Annotated in this window: 19 protein-coding genes; 10 read left to right on the top strand and 9 right to left on the bottom strand. The window is 62.8% G+C overall.

Features of this window, described 5'->3' with window-relative positions:
* Positions 1-37: 37 nt before the first annotated feature.
* Positions 38-805 carry a hydroxyacylglutathione hydrolase gene (gene gloB, locus CUR21_RS17075; protein ID WP_100198282.1) on the bottom strand — a complete coding sequence of 256 codons (768 nt, stop codon included), beginning with the start codon at positions 803-805 and terminating at the stop codon, positions 38-40.
* 64 nt (positions 806-869) lie between these two features.
* Here gloB and CUR21_RS17070 point away from each other — a divergent pair, with 64 nt between their 5' ends.
* The 7 genes from CUR21_RS17070 (at position 870) to CUR21_RS17040 (ending at position 7271) form a co-directional block, all read left to right on the top strand.
* Positions 870-1652: a class I SAM-dependent methyltransferase gene (locus tag CUR21_RS17070; protein ID WP_100198281.1), complete on the top strand. Its 783-nt coding sequence runs from the start codon at positions 870-872 to the stop codon at positions 1650-1652.
* A 306-nt stretch (positions 1653-1958) separates the two neighbouring features.
* Positions 1959-2519 carry a F0F1 ATP synthase subunit delta gene (locus tag CUR21_RS17065; protein ID WP_100198280.1) on the top strand — a complete coding sequence of 187 codons (561 nt, stop codon included), beginning with the start codon at positions 1959-1961 and terminating at the stop codon, positions 2517-2519.
* Entirely contained in the window at positions 2519-4057 is a 1539-nt protein-coding gene (gene atpA / locus CUR21_RS17060) for a F0F1 ATP synthase subunit alpha (protein ID WP_100198279.1), read from the top strand. The genes CUR21_RS17065 and atpA overlap by 1 nt, the downstream gene beginning before the upstream one ends.
* A 20-nt stretch (positions 4058-4077) precedes the next feature.
* Complete coding sequence (locus CUR21_RS17055) at positions 4078-4944, top strand: F0F1 ATP synthase subunit gamma (protein ID WP_100198278.1); 867 nt, start codon at positions 4078-4080, stop codon at positions 4942-4944.
* 17 nt (positions 4945-4961) lie between these two features.
* Positions 4962-6404, top strand: coding sequence for a F0F1 ATP synthase subunit beta (atpD, locus tag CUR21_RS17050; RefSeq protein WP_100198277.1), 1443 nt, complete (start codon positions 4962-4964; stop codon positions 6402-6404).
* Positions 6405-6414: 10 nt separating this feature from the next.
* Positions 6415-6801: a F0F1 ATP synthase subunit epsilon gene (locus CUR21_RS17045; RefSeq protein WP_100198276.1), complete on the top strand. Its 387-nt coding sequence runs from the start codon at positions 6415-6417 to the stop codon at positions 6799-6801.
* A 119-nt stretch (positions 6802-6920) separates the two neighbouring features.
* On the top strand, positions 6921-7271 hold the full coding sequence (locus tag CUR21_RS17040; protein ID WP_100198430.1) for an H-type lectin domain-containing protein: 351 nt from the start codon (positions 6921-6923) through the stop codon (positions 7269-7271).
* Between the two features lie 29 nt (positions 7272-7300).
* Here the strand turns inward: CUR21_RS17040 and CUR21_RS17035 are convergent, their stop codons facing one another.
* Positions 7301-8320, bottom strand: a complete 1020-nt coding sequence (locus CUR21_RS17035) for a ribose-phosphate pyrophosphokinase (protein ID WP_100198275.1) — start codon at positions 8318-8320, stop codon at positions 7301-7303.
* Between the two features lie 93 nt (positions 8321-8413).
* Between CUR21_RS17035 and CUR21_RS17030 the strand changes: the two genes are divergently transcribed.
* Positions 8414-9007: a 2-hydroxychromene-2-carboxylate isomerase gene (locus CUR21_RS17030; RefSeq protein WP_100198274.1), complete on the top strand. Its 594-nt coding sequence runs from the start codon at positions 8414-8416 to the stop codon at positions 9005-9007.
* A gap of 4 nt (positions 9008-9011) precedes the next feature.
* On the opposite strand, the gene CUR21_RS17025 is transcribed toward CUR21_RS17030, so the two are convergent.
* The 7 genes from CUR21_RS17025 to CUR21_RS16995 all read right to left on the bottom strand — a co-directional run bounded on the left by CUR21_RS17025 (position 9012) and on the right by CUR21_RS16995 (position 15040).
* Positions 9012-10028, bottom strand: coding sequence for a low specificity L-threonine aldolase (locus tag CUR21_RS17025; protein ID WP_100198273.1), 1017 nt, complete (start codon positions 10026-10028; stop codon positions 9012-9014).
* Entirely contained in the window at positions 10028-10471 is a 444-nt protein-coding gene (locus tag CUR21_RS17020) for a YcgN family cysteine cluster protein (protein WP_100198272.1), read from the bottom strand. Before CUR21_RS17020 ends, CUR21_RS17025 begins: the two co-directional genes overlap by 1 nt.
* Positions 10472-10493: 22 nt before the next feature.
* Positions 10494-11417: a bifunctional riboflavin kinase/FAD synthetase gene (locus tag CUR21_RS17015; protein WP_100198271.1), complete on the bottom strand. Its 924-nt coding sequence runs from the start codon at positions 11415-11417 to the stop codon at positions 10494-10496.
* A 28-nt stretch (positions 11418-11445) separates the two neighbouring features.
* Entirely contained in the window at positions 11446-11889 is a 444-nt protein-coding gene (locus CUR21_RS17010; RefSeq protein WP_100198270.1) for a MaoC family dehydratase, read from the bottom strand.
* A 118-nt stretch (positions 11890-12007) separates the two neighbouring features.
* A complete protein-coding gene (locus CUR21_RS17005; protein ID WP_100198269.1) occupies positions 12008-12883 on the bottom strand; it encodes a TIGR01459 family HAD-type hydrolase in 876 nt (291 codons plus the stop codon).
* 110 nt (positions 12884-12993) lie between these two features.
* The gene (locus tag CUR21_RS17000; RefSeq protein WP_100198268.1) at positions 12994-13914 is read right to left on the bottom strand and encodes a manganese-dependent inorganic pyrophosphatase; all 921 of its coding nucleotides are present in this window, start codon (positions 13912-13914) and stop codon (positions 12994-12996) included.
* 124 nt (positions 13915-14038) lie between these two features.
* Positions 14039-15040: a TraB/GumN family protein gene (locus tag CUR21_RS16995; protein WP_100198267.1), complete on the bottom strand. Its 1002-nt coding sequence runs from the start codon at positions 15038-15040 to the stop codon at positions 14039-14041.
* 187 nt (positions 15041-15227) lie between these two features.
* Between CUR21_RS16995 and CUR21_RS16990 the strand changes: the two genes are divergently transcribed.
* Together CUR21_RS16990 and groL are read left to right on the top strand one after the other, a co-directional pair.
* Positions 15228-15515, top strand: coding sequence for a co-chaperone GroES (locus CUR21_RS16990; protein ID WP_100198266.1), 288 nt, complete (start codon positions 15228-15230; stop codon positions 15513-15515).
* 67 nt (positions 15516-15582) lie between these two features.
* Positions 15583-17229 carry a chaperonin GroEL gene (gene groL / locus CUR21_RS16985; protein ID WP_100198265.1) on the top strand — a complete coding sequence of 549 codons (1647 nt, stop codon included), beginning with the start codon at positions 15583-15585 and terminating at the stop codon, positions 17227-17229.
* Positions 17230-17272: the final 43 nt, after the last annotated feature.

Genomic DNA, 17272 nt, shown 5'->3' with positions numbered 1-17272 from the left:
TCACATCAAAAGTGATCAGCCCCTAAGCGTTTGACGATCAGAACCTGTCTTTGCGCTTGCGGATTTCGGCAAAAGCTTCGGCATCGGTTGCGTCGGGCAGTCCGACAGCAGCCTTGAGTTCGGGCAAAGCGGCGCGAAGGAACGGGTTCGTGGCCAGTTCTTCGGACAGGGACGAAGGCACGGTGGGGCGAACATCCTCGCGCGCCATGGCCACCTTCGATGCACGAGAGATAAGCGCCGGATTGTCGGGTTCAAGGGAGAGCGCGAAGCGGATGTTGGAGGTGGTGTATTCGTGGCCCGAGCAGACCCGCGTTTCAGGAGGCAAGGCCGCGAGCTTGGACAGGCTTTCCCACATGGTTTCAGGGGTGCCTTCAAACAGGCGCCCGCATCCGGCCGCCATCAGGCTGTCGGCGGTGAAGACCAGCGCAGACTCGGGGAAGTGAAAGGCGATGTGGCCCATGGTGTGGCCCGAGACGTCAAGGACATGGCCGGTCTCGGACCCGATGGTGATGCGGTCTCCTTCGGACAGGGCGTGGTCAAGCGGCGGCAGACGGTGGGCATCGGCGCGCGCCCCCCAGACCTTGGCCCCGGTGGCATCACGCAGGGCGGGGACGCCAGCGATGTGGTCATCGTGGTGATGGGTGATGAGGATATCTGTCAGCCGCCAGCCCCGGCCTTGCAGCGCGGTGAGGATGGGCGCGTGATCGGGCACATCGATCACAGCCGTAGCGCCGCTTGCAGCATCATGGATGAGAAAGGCGTAGTTGTCTTTCAGGCAAGGGATTGTCACAAGTTCCAGGGGCATGGTCATCCTTATGGTAGACTGTGGCACAAGAGGCCAGCATGGCCCGGAAGGAGGACGGACCGCAATGCATCTTGATGTGCTTGATCTGCGCAACTTCTATTACCGCACCCAGCTGGGGCGCGTCGCGCAGCGGGCCATCCGGGATCAGGTGGTGCATTTCTGGCCCCCGGCGGCGGGGCAGACGGTGGCGGGCTTTGGCTTTGCGGTGCCTTTGCTGCGGCCTTATCTGGCCAAGGCGCGCCGGGTGATCGGGCTGATGCCGGGGCCGCAGGGGGTGATGCCTTGGCCTGCCGGAATGCTGAATGTTTCGGTGCTGTGCGAAGAGACGGATTGGCCGCTGTCGACCGGCTTTGTCGACAGGTTGGTGTTGATGCATGGGCTGGAAACCTCGGAACAGCCCAGTGCCGTTCTGGAAGAGGCGCACCGGGTGCTGGGGCCGGGGGGGCGGGCTTTGTTCATCGTGCCGAACCGCTCGGGCCTTTGGGCGCGGCGTGATGGCACGCCCTTTGGCTTTGGCCGCCCCTACAGCGTGAGCCAGTTGGAGGCACAGCTGAAGCGGCATGGCTTTACCCCGGATCGGGCGGCGGCCGCACTTTTCGCGCCGCCGTCGAGCGGGCGATTCTGGCTGCGCACCGCCGATTTCTGGGAGCGTCTGGGGCGGCATGCGCCTTGGCTCGTCGGGGGCGTGTTGATGGTGGAGGCGACCAAGCAGGTCTATGCGCCCACGCGGGGCGGCTTGGCCGCCGCGGTGCGCCGCCCCTTGCGTATTTTGGAAGGGGTGGGGCAGCCGGTTCCGACCCCGGCGGGCACCAACCGCAGCAAGCAGCGCGGCCCCGAGGCAGGATAGGCAGAGGGGATTCGCCTGCGCCCGTGGTTTGCTGCCGGCGCGGGCCTTGACGGCGACGCTGAAGCGGATGTTTCCCGGCGAAGAGCGCCTTGCGCAGGTGCCAAAGAGTCGCACTTGTGCAGGTGCAGCGCAAACATGTGCGAAACCTGCATCGAAGGGTCACAAAGTGGCGACCTACACGGTTGCGGGGTGACAAAGGCTCTGCTAGAGACGCCGAAAATCAAGACGCATACCCCTGTATGCGCCATTGGCGGCCTCTGACCTGCCGACGTGCGGCGACGGGCCTAAGACAACGGAAGGGATGACGTGTCCGAACCAGCTTCGATCTCCTCCGGCATCGCCGCGCGCTACGCCACTGCTCTGTTTGAGCTGGCTAAGGAAACCGGGGCCCTTGCGGCTCTTGAGTCCGACGCTGACGCGCTGACTGCCGCATTGACCACCAGTGATGATTTCGGGACGTTGATTTCGTCGCCCGTGATCAGCCGTGACGATCAGGCGCGGGCGATGGCGGCGATCGCTGCCAAGATGGGCCTGTCGTCCCTGACCGCAAACACCCTGCAACTGATGGCATCCAAGCGCCGCCTGTTTGTGTTGCCGCAGGTTTTGACCAGCCTTGCCGCCCGCATTGCGGAGGAAAAGGGTGAGATGACGGCAGAAGTGACGTCGGCCACCGCGCTTTCGGCGGAACAGGCCAAGACCCTTGCTGCGACGCTGAAAGCGCGCGTGGGCAAGGATGTGAAATTGAAAACCACCGTTGATGAAAGCCTCATCGGCGGTCTTGTCGTCAAGCTCGGCTCGACCATGATCGATACCTCGGTCAAGGCAAAGCTCGCAGCTCTCCAGAATGCAATGAAAGAGGTTGGGTGATGGGAATTCAGGCTGCTGAGATCTCTGCGATCCTGAAAGAGCAGATCAAAAACTTTGGCCAAGATGCCGAAGTGGCCGAGGTTGGCCGTGTTCTTTCGGTGGGCGACGGGATTGCCCGTGTGCACGGGCTGGACAATGTCCAAGCTGGTGAAATGGTGGAATTCCCCGGCGGTATCCGCGGGATGGCGCTGAACCTTGAAATCGACAACGTCGGTGTCGTGATCTTCGGTTCTGACCAAGACATCAAGGAAGGCGACACCGTCAAGCGCACCAAGTCCATCGTGGACGTGCCTGCGGGCGACGCCCTGCTGGGCCGCGTTGTGGACGGTCTGGGCAACCCGATCGACGGCAAAGGCCCGATCGCGGCCACCGAGCGCCGGATCGCCGATGTGAAGGCCCCCGGCATCATTCCGCGCCAGTCGGTGCATGAGCCGATGGCCACCGGCCTGAAGGCCGTGGACGCCATGATCCCCGTTGGCCGTGGCCAGCGCGAGCTGATCATCGGGGACCGTCAGACCGGCAAGACCGCCGTGGCGCTGGACACCATCCTGAACCAGAAGTCCTACAACGAAGCGGCTGGCGACGACGAGTCGAAGAAGCTGTACTGCATCTATGTTGCGATCGGTCAAAAGCGTTCGACCGTGGCACAGCTGGTGAAGAAGCTGGAAGAGACCGGCGCGATTGCCTACACGATCGTCGTGGCCGCCACCGCTTCGGACCCGGCACCGATGCAGTTCCTTGCGCCTTATTCGGCCACCGCGATGGCGGAATACTTCCGCGACAACGGCCGCCATGCCCTGATCATCTATGATGACCTGTCCAAGCAGGCTGTGGCTTACCGTCAGATGTCGCTGCTGCTGCGCCGCCCGCCGGGCCGCGAAGCCTATCCGGGCGACGTGTTCTATCTGCACTCGCGCCTGCTGGAGCGGTCGTCGAAGCTGAACGCCGAATTCGGCTCGGGCTCGCTGACGGCGCTGCCGATCATCGAAACCCAAGGCGGCGACGTGTCGGCCTTTATTCCGACGAACGTGATCTCGATCACCGACGGTCAGATCTTCCTGGAAACCGAATTGTTCTATCAGGGCATCCGTCCGGCTGTGAACACCGGTCTGTCGGTTTCCCGCGTGGGATCGTCCGCGCAGACCAACTCGATGAAAACCGTGGCTGGTCCGGTGAAACTGTCGCTGGCTCAGTATCGTGAGATGGCGGCTTTCGCGCAGTTCGGTTCCGACCTCGACGCGTCGACCCAGCAGCTGTTGGGCCGTGGGGCACGTCTGACCGAGCTGATGAAGCAGAACCAGTATTCGCCGCTGACCAACGCGGAAATCGTCTGCGTGATCTATGCAGGCACCGCGGGCTTCCTTGACAAGGTGGCGGTGAAGGATGTGGGCCGGTTCGAAGCGGGTCTGCTGTCGTTCTTGCGCAATCAGCGCAAGGATATTCTGGACTGGATCACCACCGCTGACCCGAAAATCAAAGGCGCAGATGAGCAAAAGCTGAAAGACGCTATCGCTGAATTCGCCAAAACCTTCGCTTAAGCGTCTGAAAGGACAGGGATATGCCCAGCCTTAAGGACTTAAAGAACAAGATCGCGAGCGTGAAGAACACGCGCAAGATCACCAAGGCGATGCAAATGGTCTCGGCGGCGAAACTGCGCCGTGCGCAAGACGCTGCGGAAGCTGCCCGGCCTTATGCCGAGCGGATGAATGCGGTCATGGCGGGACTGTCTGCATCGGTTGGAAACTCGACATCCGCGCCCCGGCTTCTGGCCGGGACGGGGAAGGATCAGGTGCATCTGCTGGTCGTGATGACGGCAGAGCGCGGTCTGTGCGGCGGTTTCAATTCGAGCATCGCGCGGCTGGCCCGCGTGCGTGCCAACGAGTTGCTGGCGCAAGGCAAGACCGTGAAGATCCTGACCGTTGGCAAGAAAGGCCGCGAGCAACTGCGCCGCGATCTGGAAGCTCATATGGTGGGCCATATCGATCTGTCTGAGGTGAAGCGTGTGGGCTATGTGAATGCCCAGGCGATTGCGCGCGACGTTCTTGCCCGGTTTGAAGCGGGTGAGTTCGACGTGGCGACGATCTTCTACAACCGCTTCCAGTCGGTCATCAGCCAGGTGCCGACAGCGCAGCAAGTCATTCCGGCCAAGTTCGACGGGGCGCCGACCAATGCCCTGTATGACTACGAGCCCAGCGAAGAGGCCATTCTGGCCGATCTGCTGCCGCGTGGTGTGGCCACGCAGATCTTTACGGCTCTGCTGGAGAATGGCGCTTCGGAACAAGGTGCCCGGATGAGCGCGATGGATAACGCCACGCGCAACGCCGGCGACATGATCAAGAAGTACACGACGGTTTACAACCGGTCGCGTCAGGCTGCGATCACCAAAGAGCTTATCGAAATCATTTCGGGCGCTGAAGCGCTCTGAGGAACTGGAGAAACGACATGGCAAAAGCACCGGAAGCAGCTGCCGCGGCGGGCAAGGTGACGCAAGTTATCGGCGCCGTCGTGGACGTGCAGTTCGAAGGCGAACTTCCTGCAATTCTGAACGCGCTGACCACCGACAACAATGGCAAGACCCTTGTGATGGAAGTGGCGCAGCACCTTGGTGAAAACACGGTTCGCGCCGTTGCAATGGACGCGACCGAAGGTCTGGTTCGTGGTGCTGCGGTGGCAGATACCGGCAAGCCGATCCAGGTTCCGGTGGGTTCGGCCACGCTGGGCCGCATCATGAACGTCATCGGCGAGCCGGTGGACGAACGTGGCCCGGTGGCCGCTTCGGAAACCCGTTCGATCCACCAGCCGGCGCCGTCTTTTGCGGATCAGGCAACGGAAAGCCAGATTCTGGTGACCGGGATCAAGGTGATCGACCTGCTGGCCCCCTATACCAAGGGTGGCAAGATCGGTCTGTTCGGTGGTGCTGGCGTGGGCAAGACCGTTCTGATCATGGAACTGATCAACAACATCGCAAAAGTGCACTCGGGCGTGTCCGTGTTCGCGGGTGTGGGTGAGCGGACCCGTGAAGGGAACGACCTCTATCACGAGATGATCGAATCCGGCGTTATCGATCTGGAAGACCTGACCAAGTCGAAAATCGCACTTGTTTACGGTCAGATGAACGAGCCTCCGGGCGCGCGGATGCGGATTGCTCTGTCGGGTCTGACCATGGCAGAACAGTTCCGCGACGAGACCGGCGCTGACGTGCTGTTCTTCGTGGACAACATCTTCCGCTTTACCCAAGCCGGTTCGGAAGTGTCGGCGCTCTTGGGTCGTATTCCTTCGGCCGTGGGCTACCAGCCGACGCTGGCCACCGACATGGGCGCGATGCAGGAACGCATCACCTCGACCAAGAACGGCTCGATCACTTCGGTGCAAGCTGTTTACGTTCCGGCCGACGACTTGACCGACCCGGCGCCTGCCACCTCGTTCGCCCACTTGGACGCAACGACGGTTCTGGACCGCTCGATCTCGGAAAAAGGGATCTATCCGGCTGTGGACCCGCTGGGTTCGACCTCGCGTCTGCTCGACCCGCTGATCATCGGCGAAGAGCATTACACGGTGGCCACCGATGTGCAGAAGGTGCTTCAGCGCTACAAGTCGCTGCAAGACATCATCGCCATCCTTGGCATGGACGAACTGTCGGAAGACGACAAGCTGGCCGTGGCCCGTGCCCGCAAGCTGGAGCGTTTCCTGTCGCAGCCGTTCGACGTGGCGAAAGTGTTCACCGGGTCTGACGGTGTGCAGGTTCCGCTGGAGAAAACCATTGCCTCGTTCAAGGCCGTGGTTGCCGGTGAGTATGACCACCTGCCGGAAGCCGCCTTCTATATGGTTGGCGACATCGAGGACGTGAAAGCCAAAGCCGCCAAACTCGCCGCCGCTGCGGCATAAGGAGGGGATCATGGCAGTTCAGTTCGACCTCGTCAGCCCGGAACGGCGCCTTGCGTCGGTTCAGGCGACCGAGGTGCAGATCCCGGGCGCAGAGGGCGACCTGACGGCGATGGAGGGGCATGCCCCCACCATCACCACGCTGCGGCCCGGCATTCTGAAAGCTGTCGGTGCGGCTGGGACCACGTCCTATGTCGTGACCGGTGGCTTTGCCGAGATCACCGCCACGGGCGTTTCGGTGCTGGCGGAGCGTGCAGTTCCGGTGGAGGAGGCGACGCCAGCCGTGATGGAGAGCCTGTTGGCCGATGTGCGTGCGGCAACGGCGGGTCTTGATGATCGGGACGCAGCTGATAGGGCTGTGGCCGACCTGATGGCCGCCCGGAGCACGATCGGGCAGTAAGGCTCTGAAACAGTTGAAGTTAGCGCAGGCCCCGGCATATGCTGGGGCCTGTTGCTTTTGGGGCAGGCCAATGGGGTGGGTCGGAAGCTGACCCCAAGGCACGACAACAGGTCTTGGACATGAAGCGTTTCTCATCCGGCAGTCTTGGCGTGTTGCAGGGGTCGCGCGTCCTGTTCTCGGATTTTGCCGATGGTGGTGCGATGTGGACGGGGGAGGGCGACCGCGAAAGTCGACATATCGTCCAGTTCAAGGAGGCCTTCCGGCAGCCGCCGGCAGTGCATGTGGGGATGTCGATGTGGGACATTGACCATAACACCAATTCGCGCGCCGATCTGACGGCCGAAAACATCACGTCGACCGGGTTTCATCTGGTGTTCAGAACGTGGGGGGATACCCGCGTCGCCCGCATCCGGGCGGATTGGATGGCCATTGGCCACGTGCCGGATGAGGACGACTGGGATGTGGCGTAGAGCGGGGCTTCCCCCGCTCTGACCCGGGCTTAGCCGCGCTGATACATGCCTTCGTAGATCGGCACGAGGGTTTCGGTTTCGAACAAGCTCGACACGCTGGTGCCGTTCCAGATGTTCAGGATGGCCTGCGCGAACATCGGCGCCGTGGGAACCACGCGGATGTTGGAGGCAGCGGTGGCGGCGGCGCTTTGTTCGATGGAATCGGTGATGACCAAGGACTTCATCACCGAGTTGCGAATCCGCTCCACCGCCGGGCCAGACAGCACGCCGTGGGTGATGTAGCTGTGCACTTCGGTGGCGCCGTTCTCCATCAGCACTTCGGCCGCCTTGCACAGGGTGCCGGCGGTGTCGCAGATGTCGTCGACGATGATGCACTTCTTGCCGCGAACGTCGCCGATCACCGTCATCTCGGCAATCTCGCCCGCTTTCTCGCGGCGCTTGTCAACGATGGCGAGGGGGGCGTTGATGCGCTTGGCCAGTTCGCGCGCGCGAGCCACACCGCCGACGTCGGGCGAGACGACCATCAGATCGTCCATCTGGCCTTTGAAGTGATGCTCGATGTCCAGTGCGAAAACGGGGCTCGCATAGAGGTTGTCCACCGGAATGTCGAAGAAGCCTTGGATCTGGGCGGCGTGCAGGTCGAGCGTGAGCACGCGGTCCACCCCGGCGCTTTCGATCAGGTTGGCGACCAGTTTTGCGGAAATCGGGGTGCGCGCCTTGGCGCGGCGGTCTTGGCGGGCGTAGCCGAAATAGGGGATCACGGCGGTGATGCGTGCGGCGGAAGACCGGCGCAGGGCATCGACCATGATGAGGAGTTCCATCAGGTTGTCATTGGCCGGGTTCGAGGTGGGCTGGATGACATACATATCCTCGCCGCGCACATTCTCAAACACCTCGACGAAGATCTCTTGGTCGTTGAACCGCTCGATCCGGGCGTCGACCAGCCCGACGGACATGCCGCGATGCACCGACATGCGGCGCGCAATGGCTTTGGCAAGCGGCATGTTCGCATTGCCGGAAATCAGCTTGGGTTCGGTGATGGCGGGCATGTTGGGTCTCCGGGGCCACGGATTCGGGATGTTGACACCGCTTATCACCCGACTAGGGTCTTGCAAACCAAAGCAGGGGAGCCAAGGCGGCAAATGAGACAGATCGACTACTTTTTCGCAACGATGTCGCCCTATTGCTATCTGGCAGGAACCCGTCTGGAGGAGATCGCCGCGCGGCACGGGGCCAAGGTCGTGTATAAGCCGATTGCCATTCTGGCGCTGCTGCCGCGCACGGGTGGGCAGGTGCTGGCGGACCGGCATGAAAGCCGCAAGGCCTATCGCTTGCAGGAGTTGCGGCGACAGTCGGCCAAGCTGGGGATGCCGCTGAACCTGAAGCCTGCGCATTTCCCGGCCAATGCGGCGCCGTCCTGCTATGCGATCATCGCAGCGGCGGCGACGGGGGGTGATGTCGGGCCGCTGGTGCATGCGTTTTGCCGGGCGGTCTGGGCCGAGGATAGGGATATCTCGGACGATGCCGTGGTGCGTGATATTCTGGCCGCCAATGGATTTGACCCCAAACTTGCCGACAGCGGTTTGCTGGCCGGGGCAGAGACCTATGCCGCCAATCTGGAAGAGGCGGTGGCACGCGGCGTGTTCGGCGTGCCGACCTATATGGTGGGCGACGAGATGTTCTGGGGGCAGGACCGGCTGGAAGATCTGGACCTGTATCTGGCGGGCAAGATCTGACGCGCTAGCCGCGAAAGGCGGCCAGAAGCGCGTCGACATCGGCGGCAGTGGTTGACCAAGAGGCGACGAGGCGGCAGAGCGTTTCGTCGCTTTGGTAATATACCGCGCCTGCCGCCTTGGCGCGGGCATGGGTGGCGGCGGGCAGGCGCGCGAAAACGATGTTGGCATGGATGGGGTGCTGGATTTCAACCCCTGCCACATCTGCCAGCCCGGTCGCCAAGCGGGCGGCCATCTGGTTGGCGTGTTGGGCCATGTGCAGCCAGAGGTCATCGGTGAACCAAGCATCAAACTGCGCGGCGACATAGCGCAGTTTGGAGTTCAGGTGGCCCGCCCGCTTGCGGCGCAGGGCCGCCTCCCACGCGAGGGCAGGGTTGAACAGCACCACGGCTTCGGCGGCAAGGAGCCCGTTCTTGGTGCCGCCCAGTGACAGCACATCGACACCCGCGCGCCAAGACAGATCGGCGGGGCTGGCGCCGGTGGCGGCCAGAGCGTTGGCGAACCGCGCGCCATCCAGATGGACGGGCAGGTGGTGGGCCTTGGCCACCTGCGCCAGCGCCCGAAGTTCGTCGGCGGTGTAAAGCGTTCCGGCCTCGGTCACATTGGTGAGGCTGAGGGCGCCGCGCTGCGCCACATGCACCGAGCCACCCGTTTGCGCGATGCTGTGCGCCAAGGCCTCGGGGGTGATCTTGCCATGCGCACCGTCGATCAGCGTCAGCTTGGCGCCGCCCGAAAAGAACTCGGGCGCGCCGCATTCGTCTTCGGCGATATGGGCATGGCGGTGGCAGAAGGTGGTGGCCCAAGGCGGGGTCAAGAGCGACAGCGCCAGCGCATTGGCGGCGGTGCCGGTGGTGAGCAGCAGAACCTCGGCCTGCGGTGCCTCGAACAGGGTGCGGATGCGGTCGCGCAGCGCCTCTGTCGCGGCATCATTGCCATAGGAGAGGGCGTAGCCTGCATTGGCCCGCTCCATCGCGGCAAAGACGTTGGGGTGGACGGGGGCGCCGTTGTCTGAAGCAAAGAACATCAGGGGGTTTCCTCGATGACGTAATCTTCCCAGTCATCCTCGGAGACTTCGTATTCCGGCACTGTCCAGCCACGCACCGAGGCCCCGGCCTTATGGGTGCTTTCGGGATCGCCCGTCAGCAGGGGGTGCCAGTCCGGCAGGGGCTGGCCTTGGTGCAGCAGGCGATAGGCGCAGGTGCGGGGCATCCAATAGGCGATCTTCGGCAGCGTCTTTGGCGAAAGTTGCACGCAATCGGGCACATATTGCTTGCGGGTGGGATAATGTTTGCAGCGGCAGGTTTCGCCATCCAGAAGGCGGCAGGCGACGCGGGTGTATTCCACTTCGCCGGTGTCTTCGTATTCAATCTTGTTCAGGCAGCATTTGCCGCAGCCGTCACACAGCGCCTCCCATTCCTGAGGCGTCATTTTCGTCAGCGGGACGGTTTCCCAGAACTTCGGACGCATAAGGGGGCCTTGGAGAAAAAGGTTACAGGGCAGAGAGGATGGCGCGGGCACGGTCGCAGTCGGCGGCCATCTGGGAGATGAGCGCGGGCAGGCCGTCAAACTTCAGCTCGGGGCGCAGGTAATCGACAAAGGCGACAGAGAGGTGGGCGCCATAGAGATCCCCTTTGAAATCAAAGAGGAAGGTTTCCAGATTGGGCTGGTTTTCGCCAAACATCGGGCGCACGCCAAGGCTGGCGGCGCCGCTGTAGCTGCCCTTGTGCGGGCCGGTCAGCACATCGGCCTTGACGGCATAGACCCCAAGCCGGGGCAGGTGCAGGCCTTTGACCGACATGTTGGCGGTCGGATAGCCCAGCTCGCGGCCGCGCTTTTCGCCGTGAATCACCTCGCCTTCGATCCGGTGCCAATGGCCCAGCATGGCGGCGGCGTCGCGCGGGCGGCCGTCGCTGAGCGCCGTGCGGATGGCGGAGGATGAAATCGGGCGGTCGGCGGTGGTGATCAGATCGGCGATGGTGGTGGCAAAGCCATAGGTCTGGCCCAGCCGTTGAAGATCGGCGGCGGTGCCGGCACGGCTTTTGCCGAAACAAAAATCAGCGCCGACAACCACATGGCGGATGCCCAGCCCTTCGGCCAGCACATCGCGGGCGAAGTCGTCGGGTGTCAGGGCGGCAAGCTCGGGCGAGAAGGGGAGTTCAAACAGGTGCTGCACCCCCAGCTTGGCCAGCCGATTGGCGCGGGCCTCGGGGTTCATGAGGCGGAACGGCGGGGCATCGGGGACAAAGACTTCGCGCGGATGCGGCTCGAAGGTGACGACCCCCAAAGGGGCGGCCCCGCGCGCAAGGTTGATGACGGCCTGATGACCCAGATGCACGCCATCGAAATTGCCCATGGCACACGAGGCGCCGCGGGCGGATGGGGCGAGCCCCTGCCAAGATCGGTGGATCTGCATTCTACCCCGGTCTGGGGCAGCTGCCCCGTCAGTCGAACTTGCGGCTTGGTGCCAGAACCAGCGCCTCACCCTTTAGCACCATCGTTTTACCCACAGAGCAGTGGGTTTCAAGGGTCACGCGACGTTTTGCATGGTCGATTGCGGTGACGGTGACCACAGCATCCACCCGGTCACCGGGGCGGACGGGGGCGAGAAAGCGCAAGGACTGGCCCAGATAGACGGTGCCGTGACCCGGAAGCTGTTCGCCGATCACCGCAGAAATCAGCCCGGCGGTGAGCATGCCATGGGCGATGCGGCCCCCAAATATGGTGTCTTGCGCGTAAGAGTCATCCAGATGCACGGGATTGCGGTCCGTCGACACCTCGGCAAAGAGGTCGATGTCGCGCGCGGTGACCTGTTTCGACAGGCCCCGGGTCATGCCGATTTCAAGGTCTTCGATACAGATCGTGCCGCGGGGCGAATTGTCCAACATCTGGCGATTCCCGTGAGTGAGCTGGCGCGACAATAACAAATGCCGCGGCGCAGCGCAATTCGGTCGCGCAAGTTATTTTCTATTTTTGCGCATTTGGCGCAATTTTGTTACCCTGCGGTCAGCGCAGGAAGCCAATCGCATAGGTGGCCGAGAGTTGGTGTCCCTCGAGCCAAGGGTGCAAGAGGGCGGCATCGGGGTTTTCGACATCGGGGCCGAATTCATGCGCTGCGATGCCGCCGGTGACGAAAAGAGTGTCGAGCCCTTCGCCCACGCCGCCTTGCACATCGGTATGGATGCCATCTCCGACGCAAAGAATGCGGGCCTCCTCCATCCCGAGACGCTTGCGGGCGAGATCGTAAATCGGGGGGTGCGGCTTGCCGTAGTAAAGTGCCTCGCCGCCCATGTCTTCGTAAGCCTTGGCGAGCGCTCCGGCGCAGTAGAGGCGCCGTTCGCCCATATCGACGATGATATCCGGGTTCGCGCAAAGCATTTTGAGCCCCTTTGCCTTTGCCATCAAGAGCTTGGCCCGGTAATCCTCGGGCGTTTCGGTCAGGTCGTCGGCGAGGCCAGTGCAGATCACGCCGGTGGCTTGGTCGAGGGGGACGCGGGTGATGGTGCTGGTGGCTGCCAGAGCGGCCAGATCATCTTCGAAATCGGTAAAGAAGGGTTCATCCTTGGGCGCGCCGATGTGGTAGACCTGCGACCCTGCCGCGCCTGACAGCATGGCCGCTTGGGTGGCGTCGCCCGAGGAGGCCACATCATCCCACGTGTCGCGGGGCAGGCCCATGGCATCCAACTGCTTGACAATGCTGGATTTTGGGCGGGGCGCATTGGTGACAAGGATGACCTTGCCGCCTTGGGCGCGGAAGGCTTGCAAGGCGGCGACGGCGGCCGGAAACGGGGTCACGCCATTGTGCAGGCAGCCCCAGAGATCGCAGAACAGCGCGTCATAGCGGCCCGACAGGTCGGCGAGGGAACGGATGATCTGGGTCATGCGACGGGCCTTTCGGGGCGAGACGAGGGGGAGTTCTGCGTCTGGTTTGCGTATGGTCAACGTATGGCAGGCGTCATGCGCTGTGGGCACGACGCCTGATGGCGTGTTTTTCAGAGTTTGAGGGCGGGAATGATCTGCTTTTTGCGGCTCATCACGCCGGGCAGCACCACGCTGTCCCCTTGAACGGTGCAGCCGAAGGAGGCTTCGGCCATCTGGCGGACCAGATCGTTGGGGACCAAGAGCGTGGCCTCTTCGCGCAGGATGTCGACGACGAACAACAGCACCTGATCGGCGCCGTCTTCTTGCGCCACGGCGTCCATCGCGGCCATCAGGCTGGCCTTGCGGTCGAGCACGATCTTGGGCGCGGTGGTTTCGAGGACCGAGACTCGCAGATCCTTGCCCGCGACGGTGTATTCCTTGGAGTCCATCCGCAGCAGTTGCGCATCGGTGAAGGCGGAGACGTCGGATTTTGCCTCGAACAGCGCGGTGGCGAGTTCGGGGATGCTGACGCCCAGATCGGCTGCCAGTTTTTCGGCCACGGCGCGGTCATGCGCGGTGGTGGTGGGCGAGCGGAATTCCAGCGTGTCGGAGAGAATGCAGGACAGCATGGCGCCCTTGATGGCGCGCGGGGCCTGCGCCAGCGCATCGCCCATCAGATCGTGTAGGATGGTGGCGGTGCAGGCGAGCGGGCGGATGGTGATGTTGATCGGGGTTTTGGTCTTGATGCCGCCGACCAGCAGATGGTGGTCGATGATGCCGGTGATCTTGGCCTCGTTGATCGAGGGCGGCAGTTCCGCCGGATTGTTGGTGTCGACGATCACCACGGTATCATCGGCGGTGACATCGGCAATGATCTCGGGCTTGGGCAGATCCCAGTGCTTGAGCATGAAGGCGGCTTCGGTGTTCGGCTCCCCCAGAAGCACGGCCTTGGCCGGGGTGTTTTGCACATGGGTCAGATACCACGCCCAGATGAGGGGCGATCCGGTGGAGTCGGTGTCGGGGGATTTGTGGCCGAAAACAAGTGTGGTCATGCAAGCACCTTGAGGCAAGAGATCTGAGGCGGCTTATAGGCGCTCGGTCTGGCCTTGTCACCTGCCCGGCGGCCCCGGATGTGGCTGCGCGGGGCAGGGCGGGGTTCCCCCCGCCCTGCGGCCATCAGGGGGCGAGCGGGGTGAGCGTCCAGCCTTGGTCTTGCAACAAGGCGGGGATGCCGTGTTCGCCCGGCAGGTGCAGCGCGCCGAAGGCGGCGACCACGGGGCCCGCCTGTGCCGCAGCCTCGATCACCGGAATCCAGCCAGCGTTGCGCTCGACCAGAAGGGCTTGTTCCATCTTGGCGAGGTCGGCTTCCACCTGCTCGGTCGTGTAGCCGGGCATCTGCAAGGACAGATCGCGCATCAGTTCCCAGATCAGCCGGGATTCTCCGGCGAAGTAGCTGTCGGCCAGGGTGGCGATGTAATCTTCGGCCTGATCTTCGATCGCGAGCGAGGCGCGCAGCATCGAGATCTGATCTTCGCGGGAGAAGCTGTCGAAAAGCGTGAAGACGGTGTCGTAAGGCTCCAGCCCTTGGACGGGCAGGCCGCGGGCCTTGGCGTGATCGATGATGCGATGGTCGAGCCCGTTGCGGTCTTGCGCCTGAACCTCGGCCATCATGCAGGGCGGCACGGCGAGGAGGACGGTGATATACCACGGCTGAAACTTGGCCGCCATGAAGCCGGGGATGCCCCGGCGGGACAGGGCATCGGAGAGCGCCTCCCAATCCTGCGGCTGCATCAGGGTGGGGAGGGTGGTGTCGGGCATCACGAAAAGCGTGGGGTCCTTGGCGACGGCGGCGACCAGCGCCTCTTCCTCATCCGGGCCAGCCTCGACAAGCAGGGTGCTGGCCGCGTCGAGCAGAGGCGTCACGCGGGCCATGATGTCATCGTGGCGGGGGTCTGACAGGTGATAGGTGCCGATCAGGGTGATTTCCTGCCCGTCCTTGGTGGCGCGCCAGAAGTTTCCTTGGTGGAAGGGCTGCGCGGCGGCGGCCTCTTCGAGCGCGGCCCGGCGGTCCGGGTCCATCTGGGTGAAAAGATTGGTGCCCGTGCAGGCCGCGACGGCGGCACTGGCAAGGGTGAGGGGGCTGGCGAAGGCGCACAGCAAGGTCAACAGGATGCGCATCAATCTCCCTTTCGGTCAGGGGGGAGAGGGTGTCAGGCAGGGGCGGGGAAGCCAAGTAAAATTGCGCACAACGGGCGGGGTCCTGCCGGTTGACAGACTCGGATGCGGTGCTTAGATAAGCCTCGTTAGCACTCGCCTTGGGTGAGTGCTAAAAGATTCAACCTGGAACCTAAGGGAGTGTTACCAGATGGCTTTCAAACCGCTGCATGACCGTGTGCTCGTTCGTCGCATCCAAGGCGAAGACAAGACCAAGGGCGGCCTGATCATCCCGGACACCGCCAAGGAAAAGCCCGCAGAAGGCGAAATCGTCTCGGTCGGTGAAGGCGCACGCAAGGATTCGGGCGAGCTGATCGCACCTTCGGTCAAGGCTGGCGACCGCATCCTGTTCGGCAAATGGTCGGGCACCGAAGTGACGCTGAACGGCGAAGAGCTGCTGATCATGAAGGAAAGCGACATCCTCGGCATCATCGCCTGAGGGATGGAGGGCGGGGGGAACCCCGACCAACCGCTTTCGACTGCAACCCATTCAAGGAGCTACACACATGGCTGCTAAAGACGTACGTTTTGACACCGATGCCCGCGACCGCATGCTGCGCGGCGTGAACATTCTGGCTGACGCTGTGAAAGTCACCCTCGGCCCGAAAGGCCGCAACGTGGTGATCGACAAATCCTTCGGCTCGCCCCGCATCACCAAGGACGGTGTGACGGTTGCCAAGGAAATCGAACTGGCTGACAAGTTCGAAAACATGGGCGCCCAGATGGTGAAGGAAGTTGCTTCCCGCACCAACGATGAGGCGGGCGACGGCACCACCACCGCAACCGTGCTCGCACAAGCCATCATCAAGGAAGGCATGAAGGCCGTTGCTGCCGGCATGAACCCGATGGATCTGAAGCGCGGCATCGACATGGCTGTGGTCAAGGTCGTCGAGGCTATCAAAGCCGCTGCACGCCCTGTCAAGGACAGCGATGAAGTTGCGCAGGTTGGCACCATCTCGGCCAACGGCGAAAAGGAAATCGGCCGTCAGATCGCGGATGCGATGCAGAAGGTTGGCAACGAGGGTGTGATCACCGTCGAAGAGAACAAGGGTCTGGAAACGGAAACCACCGTTGTCGAAGGCATGCAGTTCGACCGTGGCTACCTGTCGCCCTATTTCGTGACCAACGCCGACAAGATGGTTGCCGATCTGGAAGACGCCTACATCCTTCTGCACGAGAAAAAGCTCTCGTCGTTGCAGCCGATGGTTCCGCTGCTGGAAGCCGTGATTCAGTCGCAGCGTCCGCTGGTCATCATCGCGGAAGACGTGGAAGGCGAGGCTTTGGCCACGCTGGTCGTGAACAAGCTGCGCGGCGGTCTGAAAATCGCTGCTGTCAAGGCTCCGGGCTTTGGCGATCGTCGCAAGGCGATGCTGCAAGACATCGCCATCCTGACCGGCGGTCAGGTGATCAGCGATGATCTGGGCATGAAGCTGGAGAATGTCGGCATCGACATGCTGGGCCGTGCCAAGAAAGTCACGATCAACAAGGACAACACCACCATCGTTGACGGCAATGGAGACAAGGCCGAGATCGAAGCCCGTGTGGCCCAGATCCGCGCGCAGATCGAAGAAACCACCAGCGACTATGACCGTGAAAAGCTGCAAGAGCGCGTGGCCAAGCTGGCTGGCGGTGTTGCCGTGATCAAGGTTGGCGGCATGACCGAAGTTGAAGTGAAAGAGCGCAAGGACCGCGTTGATGACGCTCTGAACGCGACCCGTGCGGCCGTTCAGGAAGGCATCGTTGTTGGCGGTGGCGTGGCTCTGGTTCAGGCTGGCAAGGTTCTGGAAGGCCTGACCGGCGCGAACAGCGACCAGAACGCCGGGATCGCCATCGTGCGCCGCGCGCTGGAAGCACCGCTGCGTCAGATCGCTGAAAACGCGGGCGTCGATGGCGCTGTCGTGGCTGGCAAAGTGCGCGAGTCGACTGACAAGAACTTTGGCTTCAACGCGCAGACCGAAGAATATGGCGACATGTTCTCGTTCGGCGTGATCGACCCGGCCAAAGTGACCCGCACCGCTCTGGAAGATGCAGCTTCGGTTGCTTCGCTCCTGATCACCACCGAAGCGATGATCGCAGACCGTCCGGCCAAGGAATCGGCTGGCGGCGCTCCCGGCGGCATGGGCGGAATGGGCGGCATGGACGGCATGATGTAAGCTGCGGCTTGCACATCTGAACAGTCGTTTCCGTCAGGAAACA

Source organism: Pseudorhodobacter sp. MZDSW-24AT, from assembly GCF_002794355.1.
Lineage (GTDB): Bacteria > Pseudomonadota > Alphaproteobacteria > Rhodobacterales > Rhodobacteraceae > Pseudotabrizicola.
This window is presented reverse-complemented; position numbering and strand designations above follow the sequence as displayed.

What these genes read in the sequence shown, in the direction of transcription:
- atpA (WP_100198279.1), top strand. Translation starts at nt 2,519, where the DNA reads ATGGGAATTCAGGCTGCTGAGATCTCTGCGATCCTGAAAGAGCAGATC.
- CUR21_RS17035 (WP_100198275.1), bottom strand. Translation starts at nt 8,320, where the DNA reads ATGCCCGCCATCACCGAACCCAAGCTGATTTCCGGCAATGCGAACATG.
- atpD (WP_100198277.1), top strand. Translation starts at nt 4,962, where the DNA reads ATGGCAAAAGCACCGGAAGCAGCTGCCGCGGCGGGCAAGGTGACGCAA.
- CUR21_RS16990 (WP_100198266.1), top strand. Translation starts at nt 15,228, where the DNA reads ATGGCTTTCAAACCGCTGCATGACCGTGTGCTCGTTCGTCGCATCCAA.
- CUR21_RS17055 (WP_100198278.1), top strand. Translation starts at nt 4,078, where the DNA reads ATGCCCAGCCTTAAGGACTTAAAGAACAAGATCGCGAGCGTGAAGAAC.
- CUR21_RS17030 (WP_100198274.1), top strand. Translation starts at nt 8,414, where the DNA reads ATGAGACAGATCGACTACTTTTTCGCAACGATGTCGCCCTATTGCTAT.
- CUR21_RS17010 (WP_100198270.1), bottom strand. Translation starts at nt 11,889, where the DNA reads ATGTTGGACAATTCGCCCCGCGGCACGATCTGTATCGAAGACCTTGAA.
- groL (WP_100198265.1), top strand. Translation starts at nt 15,583, where the DNA reads ATGGCTGCTAAAGACGTACGTTTTGACACCGATGCCCGCGACCGCATG.
- CUR21_RS16995 (WP_100198267.1), bottom strand. Translation starts at nt 15,040, where the DNA reads ATGCGCATCCTGTTGACCTTGCTGTGCGCCTTCGCCAGCCCCCTCACC.
- CUR21_RS17025 (WP_100198273.1), bottom strand. Translation starts at nt 10,028, where the DNA reads ATGTTCTTTGCTTCAGACAACGGCGCCCCCGTCCACCCCAACGTCTTT.
- CUR21_RS17045 (WP_100198276.1), top strand. Translation starts at nt 6,415, where the DNA reads ATGGCAGTTCAGTTCGACCTCGTCAGCCCGGAACGGCGCCTTGCGTCG.
- CUR21_RS17000 (WP_100198268.1), bottom strand. Translation starts at nt 13,914, where the DNA reads ATGACCACACTTGTTTTCGGCCACAAATCCCCCGACACCGACTCCACC.
- gloB (WP_100198282.1), bottom strand. Translation starts at nt 805, where the DNA reads ATGCCCCTGGAACTTGTGACAATCCCTTGCCTGAAAGACAACTACGCC.
- CUR21_RS17040 (WP_100198430.1), top strand. Translation starts at nt 6,921, where the DNA reads ATGAAGCGTTTCTCATCCGGCAGTCTTGGCGTGTTGCAGGGGTCGCGC.
- CUR21_RS17015 (WP_100198271.1), bottom strand. Translation starts at nt 11,417, where the DNA reads ATGCAGATCCACCGATCTTGGCAGGGGCTCGCCCCATCCGCCCGCGGC.
- CUR21_RS17070 (WP_100198281.1), top strand. Translation starts at nt 870, where the DNA reads ATGCATCTTGATGTGCTTGATCTGCGCAACTTCTATTACCGCACCCAG.
- CUR21_RS17020 (WP_100198272.1), bottom strand. Translation starts at nt 10,471, where the DNA reads ATGCGTCCGAAGTTCTGGGAAACCGTCCCGCTGACGAAAATGACGCCT.
- CUR21_RS17005 (WP_100198269.1), bottom strand. Translation starts at nt 12,883, where the DNA reads ATGACCCAGATCATCCGTTCCCTCGCCGACCTGTCGGGCCGCTATGAC.